This window comes from Dyadobacter sp. CY261 (assembly GCF_021440085.1).
In the GTDB taxonomy this organism is placed as follows: domain Bacteria; phylum Bacteroidota; class Bacteroidia; order Cytophagales; family Spirosomataceae; genus Dyadobacter.
In genome coordinates this window covers 232,118-256,566 of sequence record NZ_JAKCPW010000007.1, presented here as the reverse complement: position 1 = coordinate 256,566, position 24,449 = coordinate 232,118, and the positions used below count along the sequence as shown (strand labels likewise).

15 protein-coding genes are annotated in these 24,449 nt (G+C 51.4%); 6 read left to right on the top strand and 9 right to left on the bottom strand.

Annotated elements, in window-relative coordinates:
• Positions 1-8: 8 nt before the first annotated feature.
• Positions 9-4,031 carry an ATP-binding protein gene (locus LZD49_RS20620; protein ID WP_234669497.1) on the bottom strand — a complete coding sequence of 1,341 codons (4,023 nt, stop codon included), beginning with the start codon at positions 4,029-4,031 and terminating at the stop codon, positions 9-11.
• 75 nt (positions 4,032-4,106) lie between these two features.
• Here LZD49_RS20620 and LZD49_RS20615 point away from each other — a divergent pair, with 75 nt between their 5' ends.
• From LZD49_RS20615 to LZD49_RS20595, 5 genes are all read left to right on the top strand, one after another.
• Positions 4,107-4,967 carry an AraC family transcriptional regulator gene (locus LZD49_RS20615; protein WP_234669495.1) on the top strand — a complete coding sequence of 287 codons (861 nt, stop codon included), beginning with the start codon at positions 4,107-4,109 and terminating at the stop codon, positions 4,965-4,967.
• A 66-nt stretch (positions 4,968-5,033) separates the two neighbouring features.
• Positions 5,034-6,023 carry an aldo/keto reductase gene (locus LZD49_RS20610; RefSeq protein WP_234669493.1) on the top strand — a complete coding sequence of 330 codons (990 nt, stop codon included), beginning with the start codon at positions 5,034-5,036 and terminating at the stop codon, positions 6,021-6,023.
• A gap of 101 nt (positions 6,024-6,124) precedes the next feature.
• Positions 6,125-7,090, top strand: a complete 966-nt coding sequence (locus LZD49_RS20605) for an aldo/keto reductase (RefSeq protein WP_234669491.1) — start codon at positions 6,125-6,127, stop codon at positions 7,088-7,090.
• A 56-nt stretch (positions 7,091-7,146) separates the two neighbouring features.
• Positions 7,147-7,959: an AraC family transcriptional regulator gene (locus LZD49_RS35835; protein ID WP_234669489.1), complete on the top strand. Its 813-nt coding sequence runs from the start codon at positions 7,147-7,149 to the stop codon at positions 7,957-7,959.
• 45 nt (positions 7,960-8,004) lie between these two features.
• Positions 8,005-9,735 carry a phospholipase D-like domain-containing protein gene (locus LZD49_RS20595; protein ID WP_234669487.1) on the top strand — a complete coding sequence of 577 codons (1,731 nt, stop codon included), beginning with the start codon at positions 8,005-8,007 and terminating at the stop codon, positions 9,733-9,735.
• A 49-nt stretch (positions 9,736-9,784) separates the two neighbouring features.
• Here the strand turns inward: LZD49_RS20595 and LZD49_RS20590 are convergent, their stop codons facing one another.
• The 8 genes from LZD49_RS20590 to LZD49_RS20555 all read right to left on the bottom strand — a co-directional run bounded on the left by LZD49_RS20590 (position 9,785) and on the right by LZD49_RS20555 (position 21,923).
• The gene (locus LZD49_RS20590; RefSeq protein WP_234669484.1) at positions 9,785-10,192 is read right to left on the bottom strand and encodes a Dabb family protein; all 408 of its coding nucleotides are present in this window, start codon (positions 10,190-10,192) and stop codon (positions 9,785-9,787) included.
• Positions 10,193-10,898: 706 nt separating this feature from the next.
• Positions 10,899-11,180, bottom strand: coding sequence for a hypothetical protein (locus LZD49_RS20585; protein ID WP_234669482.1), 282 nt, complete (start codon positions 11,178-11,180; stop codon positions 10,899-10,901).
• A gap of 265 nt (positions 11,181-11,445) precedes the next feature.
• Entirely contained in the window at positions 11,446-12,672 is a 1,227-nt protein-coding gene (locus tag LZD49_RS20580; RefSeq protein ID WP_234669481.1) for a sialidase family protein, read from the bottom strand.
• A gap of 272 nt (positions 12,673-12,944) precedes the next feature.
• Positions 12,945-14,528, bottom strand: coding sequence for an SLC5 family protein (locus tag LZD49_RS20575; RefSeq protein WP_234669479.1), 1,584 nt, complete (start codon positions 14,526-14,528; stop codon positions 12,945-12,947).
• Positions 14,529-14,535: 7 nt separating this feature from the next.
• Entirely contained in the window at positions 14,536-15,546 is a 1,011-nt protein-coding gene (locus tag LZD49_RS20570) for a GntR family transcriptional regulator (protein ID WP_234669478.1), read from the bottom strand.
• A 147-nt stretch (positions 15,547-15,693) separates the two neighbouring features.
• Complete coding sequence (locus LZD49_RS20565; RefSeq protein WP_234669476.1) at positions 15,694-17,130, bottom strand: trehalase family glycosidase; 1,437 nt, start codon at positions 17,128-17,130, stop codon at positions 15,694-15,696.
• Positions 17,131-17,192: 62 nt separating this feature from the next.
• Positions 17,193-18,854, bottom strand: a complete 1,662-nt coding sequence (locus tag LZD49_RS20560) for a RagB/SusD family nutrient uptake outer membrane protein (RefSeq protein ID WP_234669475.1) — start codon at positions 18,852-18,854, stop codon at positions 17,193-17,195.
• An 18-nt stretch (positions 18,855-18,872) separates the two neighbouring features.
• A complete protein-coding gene (locus LZD49_RS20555) occupies positions 18,873-21,923 on the bottom strand; it encodes a TonB-dependent receptor (RefSeq protein ID WP_234669472.1) in 3,051 nt (1,016 codons plus the stop codon).
• A gap of 376 nt (positions 21,924-22,299) precedes the next feature.
• Between LZD49_RS20555 and LZD49_RS20550 the strand changes: the two genes are divergently transcribed.
• Positions 22,300-24,366, top strand: a complete 2,067-nt coding sequence (locus LZD49_RS20550; RefSeq protein ID WP_234669470.1) for a hypothetical protein — start codon at positions 22,300-22,302, stop codon at positions 24,364-24,366.
• The last annotated feature ends 83 nt before the right edge of the window (positions 24,367-24,449 follow it).

Below are 24,449 nucleotides of genomic sequence, written 5' to 3'. Positions count from 1 at the left end.
CCAACCCACTAATTCTTCTCCTGTGAAACCCTTATGGAGTATTCCGTAGGGGTTTCACCAAATTCTTTTTTAAAGCATTTACTAAAATACGACTGGTCATTGAAGCCCACGGCATATCCTATCTGCGTAATAGTGTCCGCTTTCTGCCGGATCAATTCAGCCGCCTTCTGCAAGCGCAGGTCACGGATGAAGTCGTTGGGGGCGAGTCCCGTCAACGCTTTCAATTTCCGAAGCAACTGCGTACGGCTAAGGCTCATTTCTTCCGACATCTTCTCAACAGAAAAGGAAACATCTTCCATATTTGCCTCAACGATTTCTTTCGCTTTCAGCAGAAACCGGTCGTCGATCGACATCTCCTCTGAGGAAGTAACGTGCACCCGTATACGCTCACGATATTTGTCGGCGAGTCTTTTCCGCAGTAAAATCAGGTTCCTGACCCGCACCGATAGTTCTTCCATCGAAAACGGTTTAATCAAATAATCGTCAGCGCCGGTTTTCAGTCCATCTATACGCGATTCCTGACCGCCTTTTGCTGTCAGGAGTATCACCGGAATGTGACTTGTCCGTTCATCCGATTTCACACGGCTCGTCAACTCCATTCCATCCAGGCCGGGCATCATCAAATCACTGATAATTAAGCCCGGCATCATCCTTTTTGCCTCATCCAGGCCAGCTGTTCCATCCGCGGCGGTATAGACGGTGAATTCGCTCTCCAGCTGTTTTGCCATGTAATTGCGCAGCTCGGGGTTATCCTCCACGATCAGTATCGAGTCCCTTTGCTCCGGATACTGAACCTCTTTTTCCGGATTTTCGGCCAACACTTCGGTAGCCATTTCGTTTACGGCATTGGCAGTTTCCGCACTGAATTCCTCCATGGGCAAATCGACAATCTGATCGGGCGAATAAGCTTCCCTGTCGACCGCCAATGCTACCGTAAATGTGGTGCCCTTACCCACTTCGCTTTGAAGCGCAATGTGCCCGTGATGCAAATTGACGAGCTCCTTTACCAGCGCGAGCCCCAGCCCGGTACCGCCCTGATGATCTTCCACAGTTTGCCGGGATTGATAGAAGGATTCGAAAATCCGTTCTTGCTCGCCGGGTGCAATGCCTTGTCCCGTATCGGAAACCTTGATCTGCAACCAGTTTCGATCTTCTTTCTCGATCATATAGGCCGAAAAAACCACTTCCCCACGGGAAGGCGTGAACTTGAATGCATTCGAGAGCAGATTGATGACAATTTTTTCGAGCTTGTCGGCATCGAACCAGAAGGAGTGCCCGTGAAGGTCCTGGTTATTGGTGAATTTGATCTGCTTATGCTGGGCCAGCGATTCGAAAGACGTCGCCAGGATGTACAGGAACTGTGCGAGATCGCCCTGCCGGATTCGCAATTCCATTTTGCCGGCTTCCAGCCTGGACAGGTTCAGCAACTGATTGACCAGCTCCGCAAGCCGGCTGGCATAACGCTTCATGATCAGCAATCCTTCCCGCTCTGCTGGCGGCGTCTTTTTGATTTGCTCTTCCAGCGGCGTAAGAATGAGCGTCAGGGGCGTGCGGAATTCATGCGACAGATTGGCAAAGAACCGCGACTTGATCCGGTCCATTTCTTTCAGCTCTTCTGTTTGCACCAGGATTTTCTCTGTTCTCTCCCTGACTATCTTTTCGAGCGCCAACTTTTCATTTTGCAGGTTTCTTTCCCGAAAACGGATAAACAGGATCGTCAGGCCGGCAATGGCCAGTGCATAGCAAGCATATGCCCACCATGCACGGTACCAGGGCGGCAGTACCGTGAATGCCAACTGATCTTCGGCACCCGTTTCTCCGTATACATTTTTGCCCCGGACCCGGAAAATATAGTCGCCCTCCGGCAGGTTTGTAAAATCCGCAAACGCTTCCGGCGACCACGCCGACCAGCCTTTGTCGAATCCTTCAAGATAATACTGAAACTGATTCTTTGCCGAAAGATCGTAGCTGGGCAACGCAAACTGGAAACGCAGTACATCCTGCCCAAATGGCAGGGACATTTGAGCACCGGCCCCCTGCCGGAATTCGATCAGCGAGTCCTTTTTGATAAATACCTGGCGGATCAATGTTTTAAAACCGGGTAAGGGCTCGTTTTGCCATTGCTCATTGAAAAGTGCGATCCATTTGTTGGAGCCCAGAAACACAATGCCTTTCCCGGTATCGTGTATTTTGGTAATCAGCGCGTCCGAAAATCTTCCCGAAACCGGCAATTCATGGATTTGGCCGTTATCATACTGAAATACGGGGCTCCGGGAGTTGTCATAAAGTGTGAACCACATTTTGCCGCCACCACCCTCGACAATTTCGTTGATCCATGCGCCCTGATAACGCCGCATAACAGCCGTAAGCTTCGAGTCTTTCTGAAATCTGCGTTTTTGCACCTCGTAGCGGAATGCGGCTTCGTCCGTCGAAGCGTAAACCGTGTTCCCTACCCTTTCCATTGCCCTGATTTTGTTAGAGGAAAGACCAGTGGAAGTGTCATGGTGAATGACAGTAAAATTTTCTGAGAGCGTATTGGGCCCGTCCTTCCAGGTTAATTCATAAATGCCGTTACGCCGGGTATTGACGAATAGATTGCCACCACGCCCACGGGCAAAGTTTTCGGCATAACCTTTGAAATCCATTCTTTTTTTGCCCGGCTTCCACTTGCCGTCGGTATAAATGAGTTCGGTCAAGCCCAGGCCTTCCAGGCCGACAAACAAATGACCGGGGGGCGTCTCACCGTGATACTCCTCTGTCCTCACCACATTTTCCTTCGCCACATGATCCAGCCGCCCGTTGGTGCCCAGCACAAAAATACCGTCGTAATTGGATACAACCAGCTGGTTCCCGATAGCCTGACAATGCATCGTCAGGTTGTCGATACCGGGTATTTTTTGAAACCGATACTTGGAAGCGCCGTTCGATGCGAACTGGTTCAGCTGAAACAATCCCTTGCTGTTGACCGCATAAATTTTGTCATTGAAATACTCAATATCAAACGGGTTCTCGTCCAATCCGTTGTTTTCGTTCAGTACCCTCACCGGCGAGTTAATTTCCAAACGGCTGATACCATTGTCGGTAGCCAGCCATAAATCCTTTTCAGCATCTTCGAACACGTAATATACTGCGTCGCTCGTGAGTCCCTCCTTCCGGCTTACATTACTTCGGATATGGCCGCTGCTGTCCATTAAATAGAGACCGGTGCCGGTGGTGGCGAGTGCATACAACCCATTCGAAAGCAATGCGCCATGGTAAACCGCATCCGCTATGCCGACAACCCCGTGCTCCGTCGTGAATGGTTTGAGGCTTTGTCCGTCATAAAGATAAAATTGCTTGCTTTGCCCCATGGCGAGCATACTGCTTTTGCCGTAAGGCAGCAACGCACTCAAACCCATTCCGTTGAATTGCGCCCCTCCCGGTGCTTGTTTCAATGAATCGGGCCCCATTTTCATGAGTCCTACCTCGCTTACGCCCACGTACAGCTCGTCACGGATCATCCATGCAAAGCCAAGCGTCCCGATGCCGCTCCGCCATACCTTAAATCGGCCACCCGACCATTCCAGAATGTGCAGGTCACAAACAAAGTAGACCGAATTCCGGTTGGCAAAGGTGAACCAAACGTTACCAAAATCGTGGTAGGCACGGTTGATCTTATTTTTGAGAGAATGAAAAACCATTTCATTCCTGCCGTTGGGGGCCAGGTACCCTATTTCGCCGGAGCCTCCCACGTAAATCCTGCCAGACGCGTCCTTGGCCAGCGACCTCACCGGGTTGCCTTCCGTTGTTTTGATCAACTTCCAGCGGGAACCGTCAAATTCGAGCACACCAAAGTTATTGGCTGTGTAAATGATCCCATTGTCGCTCTGCACCAACGCCCAGTTTTGCATAGCAGCCTTATAGTCGTCGGGGGTGTATTTTGAAATAAAGGGAACGCTCTGCTCCCAAACAGCGTGCAGGGGCCGACTGGCAATCTGTGCAAATATATGGGGACTAGTCGCCAAGGCGACCAGCAGCAGGATGTGCTTCATAGGTTAGACAGGAATAGTGCTGCAAATTAGAACTATCCGGCGCCGGAACTTAGCGCTCGTTCGTATTTTTACTTAATGGAAAAAATAGACGGCTTTCTTGATCGCTTTAAACAGAACCGAACACTGCCTGTCAGGGTGGTGTCGCCCGGCTTTGGGCATGTGCCGCCAGAAGAAGCCAAAAAGTTTGGTACGACAGTCCGTACGTCCTATTACTTCTTTTTATTCATGATGGACGGAAGCAGCCGGCACGGTGTTGATCTGCAAGATTTCGAGGTGAATAGCAACGAGCTCCTGTTTGTATTACCACACCAGGTACACCGGTTCCCCGTTACTAAAAAAGGGTCCGATTATTTCAAAATCGGCTTCGAAGAAAGCTGCCTGTCGTTGCTACCAAGGCAATATCCCTTTCTCATTAATCCATCAAACAACCCGAAAATCAGGTTTTCGCCGGCTGCTGCTGTGCGCGTGAAATCCATTTTTGAGAATCTTCTTGAATTGTTAAGTAGCTGGGAAACGGAAGCGGACCTGATCCTGGCGCATTTAAACAGCCTGCTGACAGAAATCAACGCAGCTTATTTTGCCGCCGGCAAAAGCCCGGTCGACCACAGGCTTTCCAAGTTTATCGATTTCAAGCTTTTTGTGGAGAATAACCTGACCGAGCATCCCAAGGTCGAGGCTATCGCAGCGCAGTTGCTGCTAAGCCCCAATACGCTGTATGGCATTGTTAAATACTATTCCGGCTTTTCGCCAAAGGAGTTTATCATCAACCGGCTCATTCTGGAAGCACGCCGACGGCTTTATTACAGTGAAAACTTCTCAGTGAAAGAGTTGGCATTTGACCTTGGCTTCAACGACCCCGAATACTTTTCCCGTCTGTTCAAAAAGGTAACCGGCAAAACCATCGCTGCGTTTTTCCAGGATTTGTCCGGAACCTAAGTCGTTTTGTCCGGCCCTGTTCATTTTTCCCGGCGGACCTTTGTAGAAACGCTAAAAACTACAATAATGAACAGAGAACTTGGAAAAAATGGCCCCCTCGTATCAGCGGTTGGCCTGGGATGTATGGGAATGTCGGGTGCCTACGGGCAAGCTGATGAAAAGGAATCTATTGCAACCATTGAAAGGGCCCTTGATCTCGGACATAATTTCCTGGACACGGCGGATTACTACCGGGTCGGCCATAATGAGGAATTGATATCGCAAGCGATCAACGGAAAGCGCGAAAAGGCTTTCTTGTCGGTAAAAACCGGGCAATTGATTACTCCCGGACCTAATGGCGTTATGGGGCCCGGCCCTGTGAGCGGCCGCCCTGAGTATATCCGTAATGCAGTCTTTTACAGTCTGCGCCGCCTGAAAACGGATTACATCGATCTTTACACCCAGGCCCGCGTAGACCCGGATGTTCCGATCGAGGAAACCGTCGGTGCGCTGGGGGAGCTGGTACAAAAAGGGTTGGTACGCTACATTGGTTTATCCGAAGCATCTGCGGGTTCCATCCGCAAGGCCGCTGCCGTGCACCCTATTACCGCCTTGCAGATCGAATATTCGCTGTGGACGAGGGATATTGAGGCTGAGATTTTGCCAACCATTCGTGAGCTGGGCATTGGTTTGGTGGCTTATGCACCGCTTAGCAGGGGATTTTTGAGTGGAGAAATCCAAACGCCGGAAGATCTCAAAGACAGCCGCGTAAACATGCCTCGCTACCAGGGTGAAAACTTTTATAAGAATCTTGAACTGGTTGAAAAAATAAAGGCGCTTGCCTCAGAAAAGAGTTGCACGTCGTCACAGCTAGCCATTGCCTGGGTGCTGGCACAAGGCAACGACATTATTACCATTCCCGGCACCAGGCGCATTCAATATCTTCAGGAAAACATTGCCGCCGAACATCTGACGCTCACCCCGGACGATCTGCAAAGCATTGAAGACATGATGCCTGCCGGCATTGTCTCGGGCAAGCGTTATCCCGAAAAATTCATGAATGCTTTGAACAGGTAACGACCACTTTCTGATCCGTACAGGCAAGTAATTTGAGCCGTGGAGGAAATCGGCCGGGGGCGATAACAGCTCACCTTTGTATCGTTAAAATCAAAACAAAGATGACAACGACCATAAACCTCGGCCAGAACGGCCCTCTTGTTTCTAAACTTGGATTAGGCTGTATGCGCATGTCGCCCGTGTGGGGAGGCCCGGCCAATGACGAAGCTGAAAGCATCGCAACCATTCAAAACGCATTGGACAGCGGCATTAACTTTCTAAACACGGGCGACTTTTACGGTGCCGGGCACAACGAGCTCCTTGTCGGCAAAGCCATCAAAGGCCGCCGCGACGACACTTTCATCAGTGTCAAGTTTGGGGCGATCTTTTACAATGGTCAATGGCTTGGGCTGGACCTCCGTCCGATAGCGATCAAGAATTTCATCAACTATTCGCTTGTACGTTTGGGAATAGAGACGATCGATCTCTATCAGCCTTGTCGGCTCGATAACAGTGTTCCGGTAGAAGATGTGATCGGCACCGTGGGCGACCTGATCAAGGAAGGTAAGGTCCGTTACCTCGGCGTTTCCGAAATTACCGCCGACCAGTTGCGCAAGGCGCATAGCATTCATCCCGTGACGGCACTGGAAATCGGCTATTCACTCGCTGACCGGCAAATTGAAAGCGACCTGCTTCCTGCCGCCAAAGAACTGGGCATTGGGGTCGTGGCCTTTGCCAACACGGCGGAAGGCCTGCTCACCGGCAACTTGCAGGCACCTCTTCCTACCGACGACTATCGCCTTCATTTTTCCCGGTTCCAGGGCGAGAACCTGCTCCGGAATCTTGAAAAAGTTGAACTATTGAAGCAAATGGCTAAGGAAAAAGATTGCACACCTACACAGCTGGCCATCGCCTGGGTCAATGCGCAGGGCGACCATATTATGCCGTTGGTGAGCATGAGCCGCAGATCAAGGTTGCCAGAAAACATGCAGGCGATGGACATCGCCCTCAGCACGGAGGAGATCAGTACGCTCGACACCCATTTTGCGCCCGGTGCGATACTTGGCGGCACCTATCTTCAGCGATAGCAGGCAATAACCAAAGCAGGGCATTAAAAAAGCCCTGCTTTTGATATATTTACGGTGTGACAAATCCAACTGAAATACTTCCGGGCGTCATTTTCTATTCTTATCTCTCAAAGGAGAGAAAAGACAAAGTGGCGTTTCTCGAAAACAATACACTGGTCATGCAGGTATCGGGTCGTTTTTCGCTCCAAACTGCTACACAAAAGATTTCAATGGGCGCGGGCGAGATGCTGCTGATCCAAAAGAATCAATTGGGAGAAATTACCAAAACCCCGCTCGACGGCGAGGATTACCAGACGATCGTGATCTCGTTACAGGAGCATTTGCTCCGGACTATTGCCCTGGAAGAGCAGGTGGAAATCGGGCATAAGTATTCAGGGCCTCCTAATGTGCACATTCCGGCAAACGACTTTCTGCGGGCATTCTTCCAGTCGGTAGTGCCTTACGTCCGCAATCCGGAAGGGGCCATTACCGCGCGGCTCGGCATGCTCAAAGTGAAAGAGGCCGTATATCTGCTCATGCATACCAAACCCGAGCTGGAAGAATTGTTGTTCGATTTTTCAGAACCCTACAAAATGGACCTGGAAAAATTCATGCTCAGTAATTTTCATTACAACATCCCGGTCGAAAAATTTGCCCGATTGACCGGAAGAAGCCTCGCCGGCTTCAAGCGCGATTTTCAAAGGGCATTCGGCATGGCCCCAAGGCATTGGCTCCAAGAAAGAAGGCTTGCTGAAGCCAGGCACCTTATCGAAACCAAGCACAAAAAGCCGTCGGCAATTTATCTCGACCTTGGATTTGAAAGCCTATCCCATTTCTCCCATTCATTCAAGAAAAAATTCGGCAAGGCACCTACTGAATGGTTGGTTTAGATACGGAGTAAGTATGGATATTTACAAACCTTATCCATAGATGTTATGCCAAACTCTACCACATCAGCCTTTGTTGTCAGGGGTAACAACTCAAATGCCTCGTTTCAATTAACCATTTGGCGCGGAGAGGGCATGTGCCTCCTGGCCATGAACTGGAAGAACGGTTCCCCTCCTGATGATTTCGTAGGATTCGCACTGGAATTCCGGGAACCTGATAAAGACCGGTTCTTTTCTATCAAGAACAGACTGTCTTTTCCCGGAAGCGGCAGCGACGGTAAAAGTCTCTCGACCAGGCTGTCCCCGATCCAGAAATTCCGTTGGGTCCATTTTCCATTCAATGCGGAGATGGATGGTGAATTCACTTACCGGGTGACTCCGGTATTTATGAATTCCAGTGATGAACTGAGCTACGGCGAGTTCCAGGAGGCAAAAGTTGCTTTGAAGCGCCACACTTATGAGGGACAACTCAATGTAGCATTTACCAGGGGATTTGTCTCCTCTCAGGCATTTGTGGACAACTTCGTCTCGGAGGGCACATCGCTTACGGATCTGATCCCCGAACTGGCGCGGGATGGCCTGGACTTTACACCTTCACACCCCAAGACGGACGTGGCCTTACCCTGGATGGGCTTTGAAGCCCGACGGGAAATTCTGAGGCTTCTGGATGATGCGATCGCGGATGAATCTGCCCGGGTGAAGGTGATAGCCTATGATCTTAATCTCCCTGAAATGGTCGACAAGCTTGTTGAACTGGGAGACCGTGTTCAGGTCATCATCGACGATAACAGTCAGGATCACGGTGAAGAAGGTTCTGCTGAAAATAAAGCGGAAATGCGGCTGGCTGTCAGCGCCGGAGCGGCGAATGTGAAGCGGCAGCACATGGGCCAGCTTCAACACAACAAAACGATCATAGTCAACTCAGATACTGTTAAGGTGGCTGTCGGCGGCTCGACCAATTTTTCATGGAGAGGTTTCTATATTCAGGCAAACAATGCATTGTTTGTTTATGGCGCACAAGCCATCAAACCTTTTGAAGACGCATTCGATCAATACTGGCTTTCGGACAGTGTCTCCGAGTTCGGACAACACGGCGCGGCAACATGGACGGCATTGGGACTTGCGGACGTTGACGCCCAGGTGACGTTTTCGCCTCACTCACAAAACAATGCTGTACTGAATTGGGTGGCTAATGATATCAGCAACCATGTTTCTTCCAGCTTGTTGTTTTCCATCGCCTTCCTTTATCAGACACCCGGCGCTATCAAAAATGCCGTGATAAAAGTGACGGCCGACAGTACCAAATTCGTCTATGGGATGTCAGATAAAAAAGTGGGAGGTATAGAGGTGTTGAAGCCGGATGGAAATCTGGCACCACTTTCCCCCAGCGCATTGGAGAAGAACGTACCTGTACCTTTTAAAGCGGAAATTGCCGGCGGTGGCGGCGTACGTATGCATCACAAATTTGTTGTCATCGATTTCGACAAGCCTACGGCAAGGGTTTATCTCGGATCCTATAACTTCTCAAAGGCTGCTGATAATACCAACGGAGAGAACCTGTTCCTCATCAAAGACAGGCGCGTTGCAGTGGCATATATGGTGGAGGCGATCCGACTATTTGACCACTATCATTTCCGGGCACTTCAACGCGACCGAACGACCCGCACTAACAAACTGGAGCTGAAAAAACCTCCCCGGCAACCCGGAGAACTTCCATGGTGGTCGGACGACTATACTGATCCCAGGCGGATCAAGGACCGGTTGCTATTTTCAAAATAGGGGGTGATACAATTTTGTACCAACCCCCTGCGTGCCTTCGAAAATCATTTTAAGCATCGATAGCGTCATACACGATCACTTTTTCCCAAAGATGACTGCAATCCTTGATGAACTGCTGGTGGATCGGGTGCGTCTGGTAGCTGGCCTGACCGGCCAGATCTTCAAAGAACATCAGCTCGGACACTCCCCAGCTGTTGTCCACCACATCCCGTTTTTCAGTACTCGCCACTACCCCAATGCGTAATTCCTTGATGGCTTCGATCTTTCTCAGCGTTCTTAGCCCTTCAATGATCCTGTCGCGGTCGGCGATGGAGCCGGGGTTTTTAAGCCAAAAAAAGACGTGGTGAACGAGTGGGTATTTGGCTTTTCCGACGTTCATTGGAGCTGCTATTGCCGCGGCCGTACCAGCTGCTATCGTAACGGAGCTTGCGAGAAATGTCCGACGCGTGTTGTTCATAACTAATGTTGAGGTATAATGAAAAATAAAAAATTGACTAAATGATAAGCAGCTCGATTTTCTTGTCAAGGATAAAGCTGGTCTCGCTGGAAGAGTCCGCGATGAGAGCTTCGAAACCTATGGAACAAAATCTATGGCTAAGAGTGTGTCGATGAAACGACCAAGATAGAAAGGAAACTTGGCTACTAAAAGTCCGGAAGGTCATTTCTAAGATTGAGCACCGGTTTCCATTCGAAGAATCGCAACCATTGCTATTCTCGGAACCGGAAACAGAGATCTCCTTCCCCAATGATCTGATCATCGCTTTGCGTAATCCAGTCGTCATATTTATAGGCAAAGACAACTTTACCAACGCGGCGATTTACAGATCCGCTGCTAACAGCATCGAGAGGTTCGTTTATGGTGCTTGCCTTCATTTCGCAAGGGCTGGGCCATTCAAACCTACAAACGGTAGCGCAGTTACCTTGCTTCATTTGAATACAAGCAGACGAGGAAGTATTTGAATCCTTTTATACCTTGAAAACAAGAAAATAGCGATATTTAAACCATCAATGAGAGAGCGTCAACTCCTGATAGTTATGGAAAGCAAAACATATAGTCAAGATAGAAAGAGATCGACCGACCCGGGCATAGTGAGTCGATCTGTGCTAGAGATGTTTTTACATTTCATACTATCTTTCCTGAAATAAGCTATATCAGGAAAATCTCAATGATTAAACAAAACGCCACAAATTCCCTCTGAATGCACGGAAGCAGGAATAAATGAAGCCGGGCCGTTTCCTTCAACCGGATCCGACACTTTGAGCAACCCGTAAAAACAGTCACTCTCCTCATCGTAGTCCAATGGGCGGAATTCAAGAGTTTCATAACCTTCGGTTTGGGGATCTCGGTCATATTCAGCTCGCAAAAGCATAATCTTCACGATCCTCGATTCGCGAATCGCCTCCTTCAATTCTGATCGATTCCTGGCGATGTCTTTGGCGTCCATAATAATTGCGAGAAACTATTAAATTAAGGCAAAATGATCATCTATAATAATTTGCCGCCAAAACCCGCTTAATAATTGCCGGTCAGATATCGACTCTTTCATTTGCGCATTCATGCTGCATTTAACCGCCGCGGCGCAAAGGCCGCAAACGATAGCATGTATACGCACTATAAAAGTTGGTGGCACAACGCCCGTATGTGCCGAGCCGGGAAGAGGAGGAGAAGACGTTACCACCGCGGTCTTCGAGATGCTTTGCAGAACACGACTATTTTTTCATAAAGTCATCCACATTCACTTTCTGAAAATACACCCGTTCTTTGTCCTCAGCCGTTCCGCTGCCCGCGTAGGCGATCAGCAACTCGTTGTTAACCAATTTGACGACCGGAAATGTTGCATAGCCCAATTTGGAGGTCAGATGTGCCGTTTTGAGCTTCTCGCCATTGGGCGAACGCACCTCCAGGCCAATGAGGCTCCCGTTTTCGGTATGCTCGTCCCAGACAATCGCCTGGTTCCCGTTCTTCAAAAGCTGGATTTGCGGATGCTTGCCAGCGGTGCTGTTGCCTACGGCGTTTTTAGCGGAGAATGTTTTGCCATTATCTTCCGAGGAAGCAAAGAATACACCTTTTCCTGCGCCCATCGTGTACCATACGAACGACAATGCGGAGTCCGTCTGCACGATGGCCGGGCCGGTGTGCGGGCAGGCGCTGATCACCCAGTTATCGGGGCTGATACGCTCCGGAGTCGAAAAGCTCTTGCCATTGTCCAGCGAAACAATGTGGACCATGTCGCGGATGGAATCGTTCAGGATCTTGCGGTAAGCCACGTGCAGGCCGCCGGTTTTGTCAACGAACAGGTCGGTGCGGCAGCATTGGCATACGGTTTCATCAATGGGCTTTTCGCCTTCGAATGTATTGCTTTGGCCAAAAGTGGCAAAGTAGAGCGATGATCCTTCGTGTTTGGTATTCTTCCGACTGTCGAGCCAAACGGCGCCCACGGTCCCGCCTGGCAGAATTTCCAGGTCGAAATAGCGCTGGTCGATGCTGTTCTCGGCAGGGCTTAGCGGCGCGGGCGTTGTCCAGTTTTCACCGCCGTCGGCCGATGAGCTGTAAAAAATGAGGCCGGAATATTTGTTTTCCGGGTTCGGATTGGCTACCCCCCAGGCTGCGATGATCCTGCCATCGGGTGACAGGATTACCTTCGAGAGATTTTCACCATGCGGTTTCACTTTCCCGCTGCCCGGCACCGTGATGGTCTTACCAAAACCATTTCCATTTGAAACTTTAAAACACAACACCGCCTCCGAATCCGACAAGGTGCGTATCCAGCTGAAAACCGCCGCCGTATCCCCGCTCGTAAACAGATAGGGACAAGCACCTGTAAATGTGCTATCTACGGTGTTTTCAGCCCCCGCAATGGCCTTTTTGTCCGATTTTCTCTCAGCAGCGCACGCTGCCACCAGTAACAAGCCAATGCAATAAATAATGTTTCTCATCCGGATTTTCAATTGATTTTATAGGCGATGCCAACATTCCTGCTACGCAACTGTCCGGGCCGGTAAGTGGTTCCCCAAACGCTCTTCTCGATCGTAGACGCGTAGTTTACATTGCCAATATTCAGGCAATTTACCCAAAGTTCTACGTTTTTGTACGGGTAACCGTCCCGTACATTGAAAACATTGCAGCCTTTGTATTTCCCGTGTTTTAGCTGCCGATTGCTCACAATGCGGGAAAAGACTCTTCGAGGAGCGGGAAGTCACACGCCGCTTTACCGGAAGAACCAATAAAGCCCTGCCATCAGCACAGCAATACACGCCCAGCCCAACCAGACTTTCCGACGGTCGTAGCTTGGCTGGGAGGCGTATGTTTCTGTCAGCGTTGGTAATGAAGTGCCGGTGTGCCCTTCGGGAAACAGCAGGGAAACGGTTATCATAAAAACCATCAGAATGGCCGTTAGCAGGAATGTCAATAGCATGAAGTGAGGCCAGAAAGCCTTGCTGGGAAAATCGGCGATCTGCATAGTCCCCACGCAGATGCAGAGGACAGAGCCAAAGTACAAGGTCAGGTCCGCAGCGCGGCTGGTAGCCTTTTTCCATGCGACGCCCAGTAAAAACACCGTTGTCATCGGTGGCGCCAGGTAAGTTCCTACGGCTTGCGAGAGATCAAAGAGCCCTTTATCGACCTTCGACAGCAGGACTGACATCAGTAATGCAATGAACGAAGAGACGATGATGACCAGCCGGCCCACCGCCCGTAATTTGCCAGGGGAAGCGTTGGGCTCAATGATTTTTGAATAAACATTTAACGAAAAAACCGTACTGAATGCATTGATACCCACGGCAACATCGTATACCAGCGCGGCGATCAATGCAGCGAGTGTAATACCCACCAGTCCGACAGGAAGCAGATTGGCCGTCATGACCAGATAAGCATGGTCGGGGTTAGTGAGGTTGGGAAAGAGAATAAGGCAGTAAATGCCCGGTAGCAAAAAAATGAAGGGTACCACGGCTTTCAGGGCAGCGACCAGCATAACGCCGTACTGGCCGTGCCGGATGTTTTTGGCCGCTAACGTCTGCTGGACGATCGTTTGGTCGGTACACCAATACCATATCCCTACGACCGGATAGCCGAGGAGAACCGCATGCCAGGGATAAACCGGATCGCTCGCCGGGCGGAAAATCGTCCAGAACTCTTTTGGCGACCGGCTGACCACCTCCCCTATCCCACCGATCCGGTCAATGGCGATCACACCGACGATCAGCGCTGCTACTGTCACCACCACGGATTGCAGCACGCCGGCTTTGGCAATCGCCCCGAGGCCTCCTGTGGCAGTAAAGCCGGTAGCCAGCAACGTGGCGCCTGTGGCCGCTATCCAAAACGGGACATCGAGGATCTGCGCGATCACAAGTCCGCCGGTAAGCAGCACAAAACTGACCGATACGATCAGTGTCGAAATCATGGAATAATAAGTGAGGAACGTGAACGAACGCTGGCCATACCGCCGCAGCAGGAACTCCGGCATCGTGCTTACCTTCGTCGCGAAGTAATGCGGGACGAATACCATGGCGAGCAAAAGCAGGAACCACCAGGCAAGCCAGTCGAAGTTGGCCGCTACCATGCCAGTGGTGTAGGCCATTCCCCCATAACCCACCAGCATTACGGGACTTACATTGCAACTGAAAATGGACAGGCCTACATTATACCATTTCGATGACCTGCCGCCGAGAAAGAGGTCGCTGGCCGTTTCAATGCGTCGTTTGCGGGAAAGGTAAAGACCCAACCCGAGGAGCGTAACCAGATAGAGCATGATAACGCCCGCATCGATTCCACTAAGGACCACTTTTTCCTGCATAGGCCCGTCACAAAGTTTTTCTTCTGATCAGCGCATTGGGCAGAATGACCTGGATCTTCTGCTTTTGCATGATGGCCTGGCCCGCCAATTTACCCATCAGGGCAAAGTCGGTAGAGTAAGTGGTAATATCAACAAACTCCTTGGCAGGCTCATCGTTGACCGACAACAGGCCAACATCTGTGCCCATGAGCAGCTTTTTGCTCTTGCATTCTTTCAGGATCGACCACATCGTGTAGTTGTCGAGGGTAAAATAGGCCTTCCCTTTTTCGACCGAGCCCGGCACGAATTCGCTGATGATCTGCCCCTGAATACTATAATCGTGCAGGAAACGCTTGAAAGAAAACACAATCTCTTTCGGGTCGAGGGATTTGGGGGAATGATAGAAAATAATCTCGTCGAACGTCCTGATCTTGTCTGCCAATGTCTCAAGCGCCGTGTAGGTCGATCGCTCAAATTCCTGTGCGATGTAGCTCACGTCACCGTCCAAAGGCTCGAAACGGTCAAATAGCAGCAGGTTGCTCCGGGGAATGGTTTCCAGGATCTCGCGCGTTTTGCGGTGCGGAATCGGGGCCACCACGTACATACCATATTTTCCCTTAATCTGAAACAATGTGCTTTCCAGAACATCGACGCTGCCGTGATGGAAAAATACATCCAGATGTACTTTCTTGCCAAGTTCCTGCCTGAAATTCCTGTAAAAAAGTTCTTCAAATGTATCGAGGTTGTACATAACCAGCGCTACTTTCATGAACTGGCTCGTCTGGGCGTTGGTCACATAATAGCCGATCCTGTTTTTGGATTCGACCACGCCCCTGTCTACCAGTTCCCCATAACCCTTTCGGATGGTTTCGCGGGAAAAACTCAGTTCCTGAATCATCTGATTGACCGACGGCAGCAAGTCGTTCGGAGAGACGATCTTCTGGTCGATCGCATTGATGATCCCCACCACGATCTGGTCGTGTTTGGAATAGGAAGTCACCTCACGCAATTCCTTTATTTTATCAAATATGCTATCCATTCGGCGGTTATTACTTTCGTTCGGAGTTTGATCCGGACCAATTCGTAAAGCTAAAACTTATTTATTGACTGAAAACTACCCGCTATGCACGCCTAAACGAAAAATATACCCCTGTAACCGACCATCGACGATCACAGGGGCTGGTCGCTAGTCGACCCGCGCAGCAACCTGCTGGTTGGCGGCCACGCTCACATCCACGTACGACACCGCGCGCGAACCTTTGACGACCGTCTGGCTGGCTTTTCGTCTTGCTCCGTTCACTGTAATGAACGGATGCTTCCCGGCAAACATCACCCGCCATTGGATCGTCCCGGAACCTGCATTGTGCAGCGATGCCCGCTTTTGGCTCTCGGTAAGCGATATGGTCCGCTGTAAAACAGGCAGGTTATCGATGGTATGGGTATCGGCTGCACGCCCGTTGAACAAAGTCGTGATCCTGTTCACACGGGCATCCGCATCGATTCCCATGATACCCTGGACAATGCCCTGGACAGCCCCGTAGGATACCTCCGGGTATTCCCTTCGCTTCGTGGCAGGGTCAGTCAGATGGAGCACCTGGCTACGGATCTGTTCTGGATAACCATATTGGCCGAGCACGTAGGGGAAATAGGATTGATTTTCCATATTCCAATCCCGCGCCAGGATCTGCCCGATCACTTTGCGCGTTCGGGTGGTGTCCTTCAATACATCGAACCAGAGCAGGAACGTTTCGCCTTCGGTATAACCAAACTTTCCTGCCGACGAATAGTAAGTGAAATACTTATCTTCTTTATCACTCCACCATTGCTTTTCGATATGTTGCCGGTATTGTTCGGCCTTTTGGTCAAATATGGCAGCTTCGGCGGTTTTGCCATCGAGGCGAAGCATATCAGCGTAGGTTTTCATGCCACGGGAGAGCGCAGCCACCAGGTCCACCCCCATTTTCAGGTCGTGCACGCCCTCCGAGTACGAAGCCAGTCCCCGGCAGCGGTGAAAGGAATCATCGTCGTTATAGGCTGCATGGGCATTCGGGTGAAGTGGCCTCGATAGGAGCGAATCCGGCTGCAATACCCACCGCTCCACATACTCCCGGACCGATTTCCGGTGAAAATCCGCAAATTGAGGCCCATTGACATAGCGCTTGTCTCCCGTCCACAAATAGAGCTTCCAGGCTGCATTCAGCACATCGAAGTTGGCATTGAGGTTATACCAAAACTCTTCATCGTTGCGGTAATCTTCCGGCGCGGGCTTTCCTTCCTTGTTGATTTCCCAGTAGGAGCACCAGTCTTTGCCGTCGGATACATTTTTTGCAAACTGTGAAAACATATTCTGGTTTGCCTTGCCCAAGCCGAGCATTTCCGCCGCCATGGCCTGGTGCGACACATCCCGCATGCAGAATGCGAACCGCGTGGGCAGTGCGGCTTCATACCAGTCGCCCACCGGATCGGACGGGTTGCCACGATGGCTGAGCGCCATTTCACGGGCCCTTTCGAATGCGGTTTGCAATGCGGTATCCGTCGACCTGAACCCGAGGGTTTCGCTTTGCGCCAGACAGCCCTGATGCATAGCCAGGCATATGGACGCGGTTGCGATCAATCTGATCATTCTTTTCGTTTTTATTTAAAATACAATCTTTGAATAAAATCTCCTTTCGGAATATTGTTACCTCAATTATAATTCGGATTCTGGACCAGCGACGGGTTTCGTTGCAGCTCGGTGCGCGGTATCGGATAAAAATACAGCGCAGGTTGCCAAACCCTTTTCTGCACATTGGCCGACTGGTAGGTAAATGTGCCGTCGGGCTGCTTCGTGATGATCACGCCCAGGGCATCTTTCGAACCGGTTTCCGCAATTCCCCACCTTCTGATATCAAAGTACCGGTGGCCTTCAAAGCACAGCTCGATGCGCCGCTCCTGCCGGATTTTCTCCATCAATGCCGCCCCGGACGCATTCACGGCAGGCATTCCTGCCTTTTGCGCCCGCAATTTGTTCAGATAGGCAAGCGCCTCGCCGTCTTCACCCAAAGCCGCGCAAGCTTCCATATAGTTTAAGTAAATCTCCGAAAGCCTGAAAGCTACCCATTGCGATGCCGCATAATCCTGCTTTTGCCAGTCGACAGACTCATCCACCATTTTCCGCATCACATAACGCGTCTTGGATGCATTCCAGGGCGAATAGGGACTCTGCGGAGAATCGTCCCCCCCTTCGAAAAACTGCGTAGTACGGCCTTTAAACTGCTGGTTGTTCGCCAGAATGGTCGCATAAAACCTCGGATCACGGTTAGCGTAAGGATTTTTGGCATGCACGGGGTTAGTCCAGCTAAAAGGCGTCCCGTCGGCCATTTCGAACGCATCGACCATTTGCTGGATCACATTATAAGCGCTGTATCCTTCATAACCATTGGGGCTAAGGTCGCGACTCACGGTGTTGTAGCGGTCGGCTTTCACCAGGCCGCTGTATACCCTCGCGAAAATCACCTCCGGGTTGAAGAAATCCAGGTAAGTCTTATTGTAAGTACCATTGGCTGCATTACCGTACAGCGCATAGGACACACCCTTAAAATCAATCACGGCCTTAGCGGCTTCCCTGGCCTGTTGCCAGAGCTGTCTATCACCCGAAGTATTGAAATAAGGGCTTGCCGCGTATAGCAGCAATCGTGATTTGAGGGCCAATGCAGCCCCGGTAGTGGCGCGGCCTTTGTCCAGATCTGCCGAGTAGGCCGCGGGTAAAAGCTGCAATGCCTGCCCGATGTCGGCCAGGATAAAATCCTTCGTTTCAGCCCAGGTGGCACGTTTTTCATCGAAGGTTTGGTCGTTGACATCATACACTTTGGTAATCAGCGGAACGCCTCCAAAGCGTTTCAACAGCTCGAAATAAGCCAATGCCCGCAGGAAATGGACTTCGCCGCGCATTGTGCGTACGGCCTGTCCATTAGCCACGGTATCCAGCTGGCCTACGTTCGTCAGGAACACATTGCAATTGCGGACCGACGAATACAGGTCGCCCCAGCGGTTCAGCGATGAAGATGATTGGTTGTCGGGAGTGGCTTCGCCTTGCACATAACTGTTTTCGTTCGTCCAGTTGAAGTTGCCATAGAGCTCGTCGGTCTGCGCGCCCCAGCCGAAGCCGCCGTCCTTGTAAGCCAGCACGGTCTGGTCGTAAATGCCGTTGACAAATACCTGGGCCAGGTTCGGGTCTGTCCATACGTCGGATTCTGAATAGGCATTCAGGGGTTTCAGGTCGAGCACATCCTTGCAGGAGCCCATCATGAGCATGCTGGCCGCAAGGGAGATGTTCAGGAATATTTTATAGGTAGTTTGAGGTTTCATTTGGGCAAAGGATTTGGGTTAAAAGCTGATATTCGCGCCCAGGTTCACGACGCGCTGCTGCGGGTAATAGTAACCTGAACTGTTAGGGATCTCGGGGTCAAAAGACGGCCCGAATTGGTCAATGGAAAACAGGTTACTGCCATTGATATAGATCCGCGCGCTGTGCATTTTTGCCTTTTTCAGCAAGCCGGAAGGCACCGCAAAACCCAGCTCCACATTTTTTAGCCGAAGGAACGACGCATTGCGAAGCCAGAAATCCGAAGTCAGCGTGTTCACGCCCCTCGACGCGCCGGTAGGGCCATTGAAATTGCGCGGGAACTGGTTGTCGCCCTCCTGTTGCCAGCGACCATCGAAAAACTCGCGTGCCATATTCAGCCCCGCCGGTGCGAGGTACGATTGTGCCCTGGCCTGTCCCTGCACAAAAAGCGAAAGGTCCAGATTACGCCATGAGAAACCCAGCGATGTGCCATAGATCAGCTCCGGCGTGCGGACTGAGGATTGTCTTACCTGATCCAGGCCATTGATCGCGCCGTCGCCATTGATATCCTTGTAACGGATGTCGCCGGGCGCGGTATTGGCAGGGTGCGGAGTCGCGTCGATCTCCGCCTGGTTCTGGTACAAGCCATCGGATTCATACACGAGCCAGGAGTCGATCGGGATGTTTGTTTTGCACTGATAGGAAGGCACACTTGCGGCTTCATCCATGAAAATGACCTTGTTACGGGCGAAAGTAAGGTTGCCCCGGATATTGTAACCAAAGCTCGTCCCAATCGTGCCATTGTAATAGGCTTCCACCTCAATACCCCGGTTGAGTACCTTTCCAAGGTTCTGGTTCGGCAATGTCAGTCCCGTGTAGCCCGGCACGGACTCGCTGCGTGTGATGAGGATCCCCGACCGCATGGAACGGAAATAGTCGACGGTCAGCCCAAGTTTTCCTTTCAGAAATTGGGCGTCCAATGCCACATCGGTAGTGGTGGCCACTTCCCAGGTAATGTCTTTATTAGGGGTCGGGCCGGGTACCAATGAGCTGACCTGAGAGGCATTCGGCCCAAGCGAGTAACCGAAACCGCTTCCCAGCAGGTAAGTTTGGATGTAGTTGAATGCAGAAACGGCATCATTACCGGTCTTACCCCACGATCCGCGCAGTTTCAGCTCGGTAATGCCTTTTGCATTGAAAAAATCCTCCTGCGAAATACGCCATGCCGCCGAAACTGCCGGGAAAAAGCCATAACGTTTGCCTTCCGGGAAGTTCTGTGAGCCGTCGTAGCGCATGTTGTAGTCAAAAAGGTATCTGTTTTTGAAACCATAAGATGCCCGCGCAATAAAATTGTTACGGCCCGTCTGCGCCGCCGTGGAATTGTTCTGCTGGCCGATCAGGCTTCCCGCCGAAAGTTGGTCGAGCGAGTTGCTGAGGAAATTCGACCTGAATGCGCTGATCTCGTCGGCATTGCCCTCGAAACGTTCATAAGCCGCGAAGCCTTCTACCGAATGATCGCCAAACCGGTTGTTATAGCCCAGCCGGATGTTCAACAGGTTCTGCTTCAAATTGCCGCGCAGCTCCGACAAGCTGGGTTTGGTCGCCGAATTGATCTGGGTGTAAGTGCCGGAAGCGCCGTCATAACGGAAAGCGGGGGGAGGCGTTTTGGTAAATGACCTGGTTTTTGAAAAAGTAAGGTCATAGGCATAATAACCATCTACAAACAGACCATCGGCGAGTTTGGAAAGGTCCCATTTGAAATAGGTTTTGGTTTGCAGGAAATCGTTGGTAGCCCGGCTGTATCCCGCTTCCCCTCCTGTGATATACACCATGCTGTTGTTAGGCCCGCCGCCGATCCCGGGCCCCACGAGGCCATTCGGGTATACGGGAACGAGGTACGGATAAGCAAGCCAAAGCTCCCGGAAAATCGCCCCGGCATTGTAATTGCCCACGGCGGAATTACGGAATTCGTTGCGGTAAAGCACGTCTACGCCTATTTTCAGGTTATCGGTAACGGCAATATCCACATTGGCGCGTGCCTGGGCTTGTTTGTAGTAGGCCGCGTCTTTTTTGTAAATACCATCCTGCTTCTGGTACTGGCCGGAAAGAAAATAGGTGACCTTGTCGGTGCCGCCCCGGAGAGAAATTACCTGGTTGTGCTGTAATGCCTGCTTTTTCATGATCGCATCCCACCAGTTGGTGCTGGGGAACGATAACGGATCGGAACCGTCTTTGAATTTCTGCAAGGATGCGTCGGGCCAGGTCTGCGTTTGGCCGATCATCTTATCGTACTCGTTGGTTGCCACCGCATACTCATAAGAGTTCAGCATTTGCGGGACGCGCGTGGCCTGCGTGAGCGACCAGTTGGTACCAATGGACAGCACCGGTTTCCCAGCCTGCCCGCGTTTCGTGGTGATCAGGATCACACCATTTGCCGACCGCGCCCCGTAGATCGCCGCCGTCGCGTCTTTAATCACCGTGAACGACTCGATGTCGGCGGGATTGAGCCGCGCGAAGCCTCCCGAACGGTCGGGAATGCCGTCGATCACGACCAGCGCGCCGGTGCTGCCGAGCGTTGCCTTCCCGCGGACGAATATTTCGGCATTGTCGTTCCCGGGCTCGCCACTTCTGGTATTGGCGATCAGGCCGGGTACGCGGCCGGCGATGGAGTTGGTAAGGTTGCTGGCAGGCGACTTTTCCAGTTCAGATCCTTTGATCGTCGATACCGATCCGGTGAGGTCTGCCCGTGTTTTTGTTCCGTAGCCTACCACTACCACTTCATCGAGCGCCTTGGTATCGGCCTCCAATAGCACGTCCAGTTTACTTTGCTTCCCCACCTGGATCTCGCGGGGAATGTAGCCGATATAAGAAAAGACGAGGATAGCATCGGCAGAGGGCACATTGATCGAGAAGTTACCGTCCGCATTGGTAGATGTACCACCGTTTGCGCCCTTGATGATCACACTTACACCGACCAGCGGGCCGGAAGCGTCCGTTACCCGGCCCGAGACCGGAACCTGGGCCCTGACCGTCGCGGTGCAAACGAGCAGCACGGCCAGGAGCAGTGGAAAAAAGCGCGTAGAGATAGTCATATGAAAAAGGGTTATGAGTGAATCTGGACTGCCCAGACCGGTCTCCGGATACCGCCTGGCACACTCCTACTGTCTAATTTTTTATCAAAAGAACACAATTTTTATTTATTCTATACTATTCTATACTATTTTTGGTAAAATATTTTTCACATTAGTGCAAATCGGCCTCATAAGTACTAAACTGGCTATATCACTATTATTAAGTATCATTCTGACACATATATCTTGCTCATTCCTACATCTTCTTAGCCTATACTATTCTATGCTTTTAAATTATTGGTACATTTACCCCCAGATGACATTTTTAATAATACACAGCGCAAGCGGCACCATAGGCAATGAGTCGTCTCATTCATTTTTAAATCAATCCAACTTCATGAAGCACCTATTTCTGAATATCCTGCGCGCGGCCTGCATGCTCACCGCACTTGCCGGCAACGGGCAACCCGCACAGGATAACCGATGGACGATCCGTCAGAACGGCGGGATACAATGGAACGTGACCGGGCGGCTGCCGCACAGCGACCACATCGAAATGAGCGGCGAACAGGTATCGCTCTGGCTGGAATATGGGGTTGATACACTGGGCCAGCCGACAGTCCGGAGAACCGTCATATTTCCCTCTTTCCGGCTGAAACCCAATGACACCCACGCCAGCCTCATGCGCACATTCACGGACGCGGACCTGCCTGCGTTCCTGGTCGACGGCCAGCCATTGAAGCCCCGGTTACTGAATGGCTCGCATCTGCCCGGCCTTCGGGAAACGGTCGGGCAAATCGTGTTCGACGGGGTTCTTGAAATCCAGAGCTTGTTAAAGCCAGTGAAGGCAGCCAGTTCTTCAAAAGGATTGGTGCTGAAAAGAAAGCTGTTTCCGTCCGTCAAACGGGCGGCCGCTTTCGAGCGATTTGTGTTTATTAACCAGAGCGAGCGAGCGGTAACGGTCGCAATGGAATATAAATACACCGAAACGAGAACAGACACTTTGCTCAGCGTCGACGGCCCGCTTGCCGTCGTTCAAAGCACAGGCGACGATGGCTCGAAAAGCATTCAGCCCGGCGATTCGGCGGCTTTTCAGGTCACTTACCAGGCCGTCCGCCATTTGGAAAAACCCACGTTGCCCGACGCCTGGCAGGAAGAGCAGCAGCGGCGGGAAAGAGTGGCCGCGATATGGAACGGGCTCGAAATCCAAACTCCCGATCCTGTGCTGAACACCGCATTCGCATTTGCAAAACTACGTGCGACCGAAAGTATATTCAAGACAAAAAATGGCTATGTAAACAGTCCCGGTGGCCTGACCTACTACGCGGGGATCTGGGCGAACGACCAGGCGGAATATGCAGGTCCGTATTTCGCATACGCAGGCGACCCGCTCGGCGCGGAAGCATCGGTTACGGCCTACGACTGGTTTGCCCGGTATATGAACCCCGCGTACAAGCCTATTCCGAGTTCGATCATCGCCGAAGGCACGGGTTACTGGAACGGCGCAGGCGACCGGGGCGACCAGGCAATGATTGCTTATGGTGCAGCCAGGTTTGCCCTGGCCCGGGGAGATGCCAAAACGGCGAACAGGCTCTGGCCGCTGATCGAATGGTGCCTTGCTTTTTGCTACAAGAAGATCAACGCGGAAGGGGTGGTGGATTCCGACAGCGACGAGCTCGAAGGCCGTTTTCCTGCCGGGAAGGCGAATCTGGCTACGAGTTGCCTGTATTATGACGCCCTGTTGTCGGCCGCGATGCTCAGCAAGGACCTTGGTAAACCGAAAGCACAAACAAATTTATACCTCGAACAAGCCGGAAAGCTCAGAAAAGCCATTGAGGCGTTCTTCGGTGCGGATGTGGCAGGCTACCCTACCTACCGGTACTATAATGGCAACACCACTTTGCGATCGTGGATATGTATGCCGCTCACCGTGGGCTTATTCGAGCGGAAAGAGGGCACCGTCAATGCCCTGTTCTCACCCACATTATGGACTTCGGACGGCCTAGCCACCGAGGCCGGAAGCACCGTTTTCTGGGACCGCTCCACGCTTTACGCACTTCGTGGTGTACTTGCATCCGGCGCCACCAACAAAGGCATCGATTACCTTACTTATTATTCCAACAGGCGATTGCTCGGAGAACATGTACCCTACCCTGTGGAGGCCTATCCAGAGGGGAATCAGCGACATCTTGCGACGGAAAGCGCGTTGTATTGCAGGATATACACCGAAGGTCTTTTCGGCCTGCGCCCAACCGGCCTGCATTCATTTGCGATCAGCCCCACGCTGCCGTCCAAGTGGAATTTTATGCGATTGCAGAACGTCGATGCCTTTGGTGAGAAATTCGATATCGTTGTCGACCGGCAGGCCAGAGACACCAAGGTAACCATTCTCAGACCGGGCAAAGAGACACTTTCATTCGACTGGAATGGGAAGAAACCCATCCAGGTCAATCTTCATCAATGATTCCGGGATCGGATAAATTTTTTGAAATGGCGCCGGCCCGTAGCTCTACTTCAAAATTTTCCGATGTAATTTCTTACGATTTG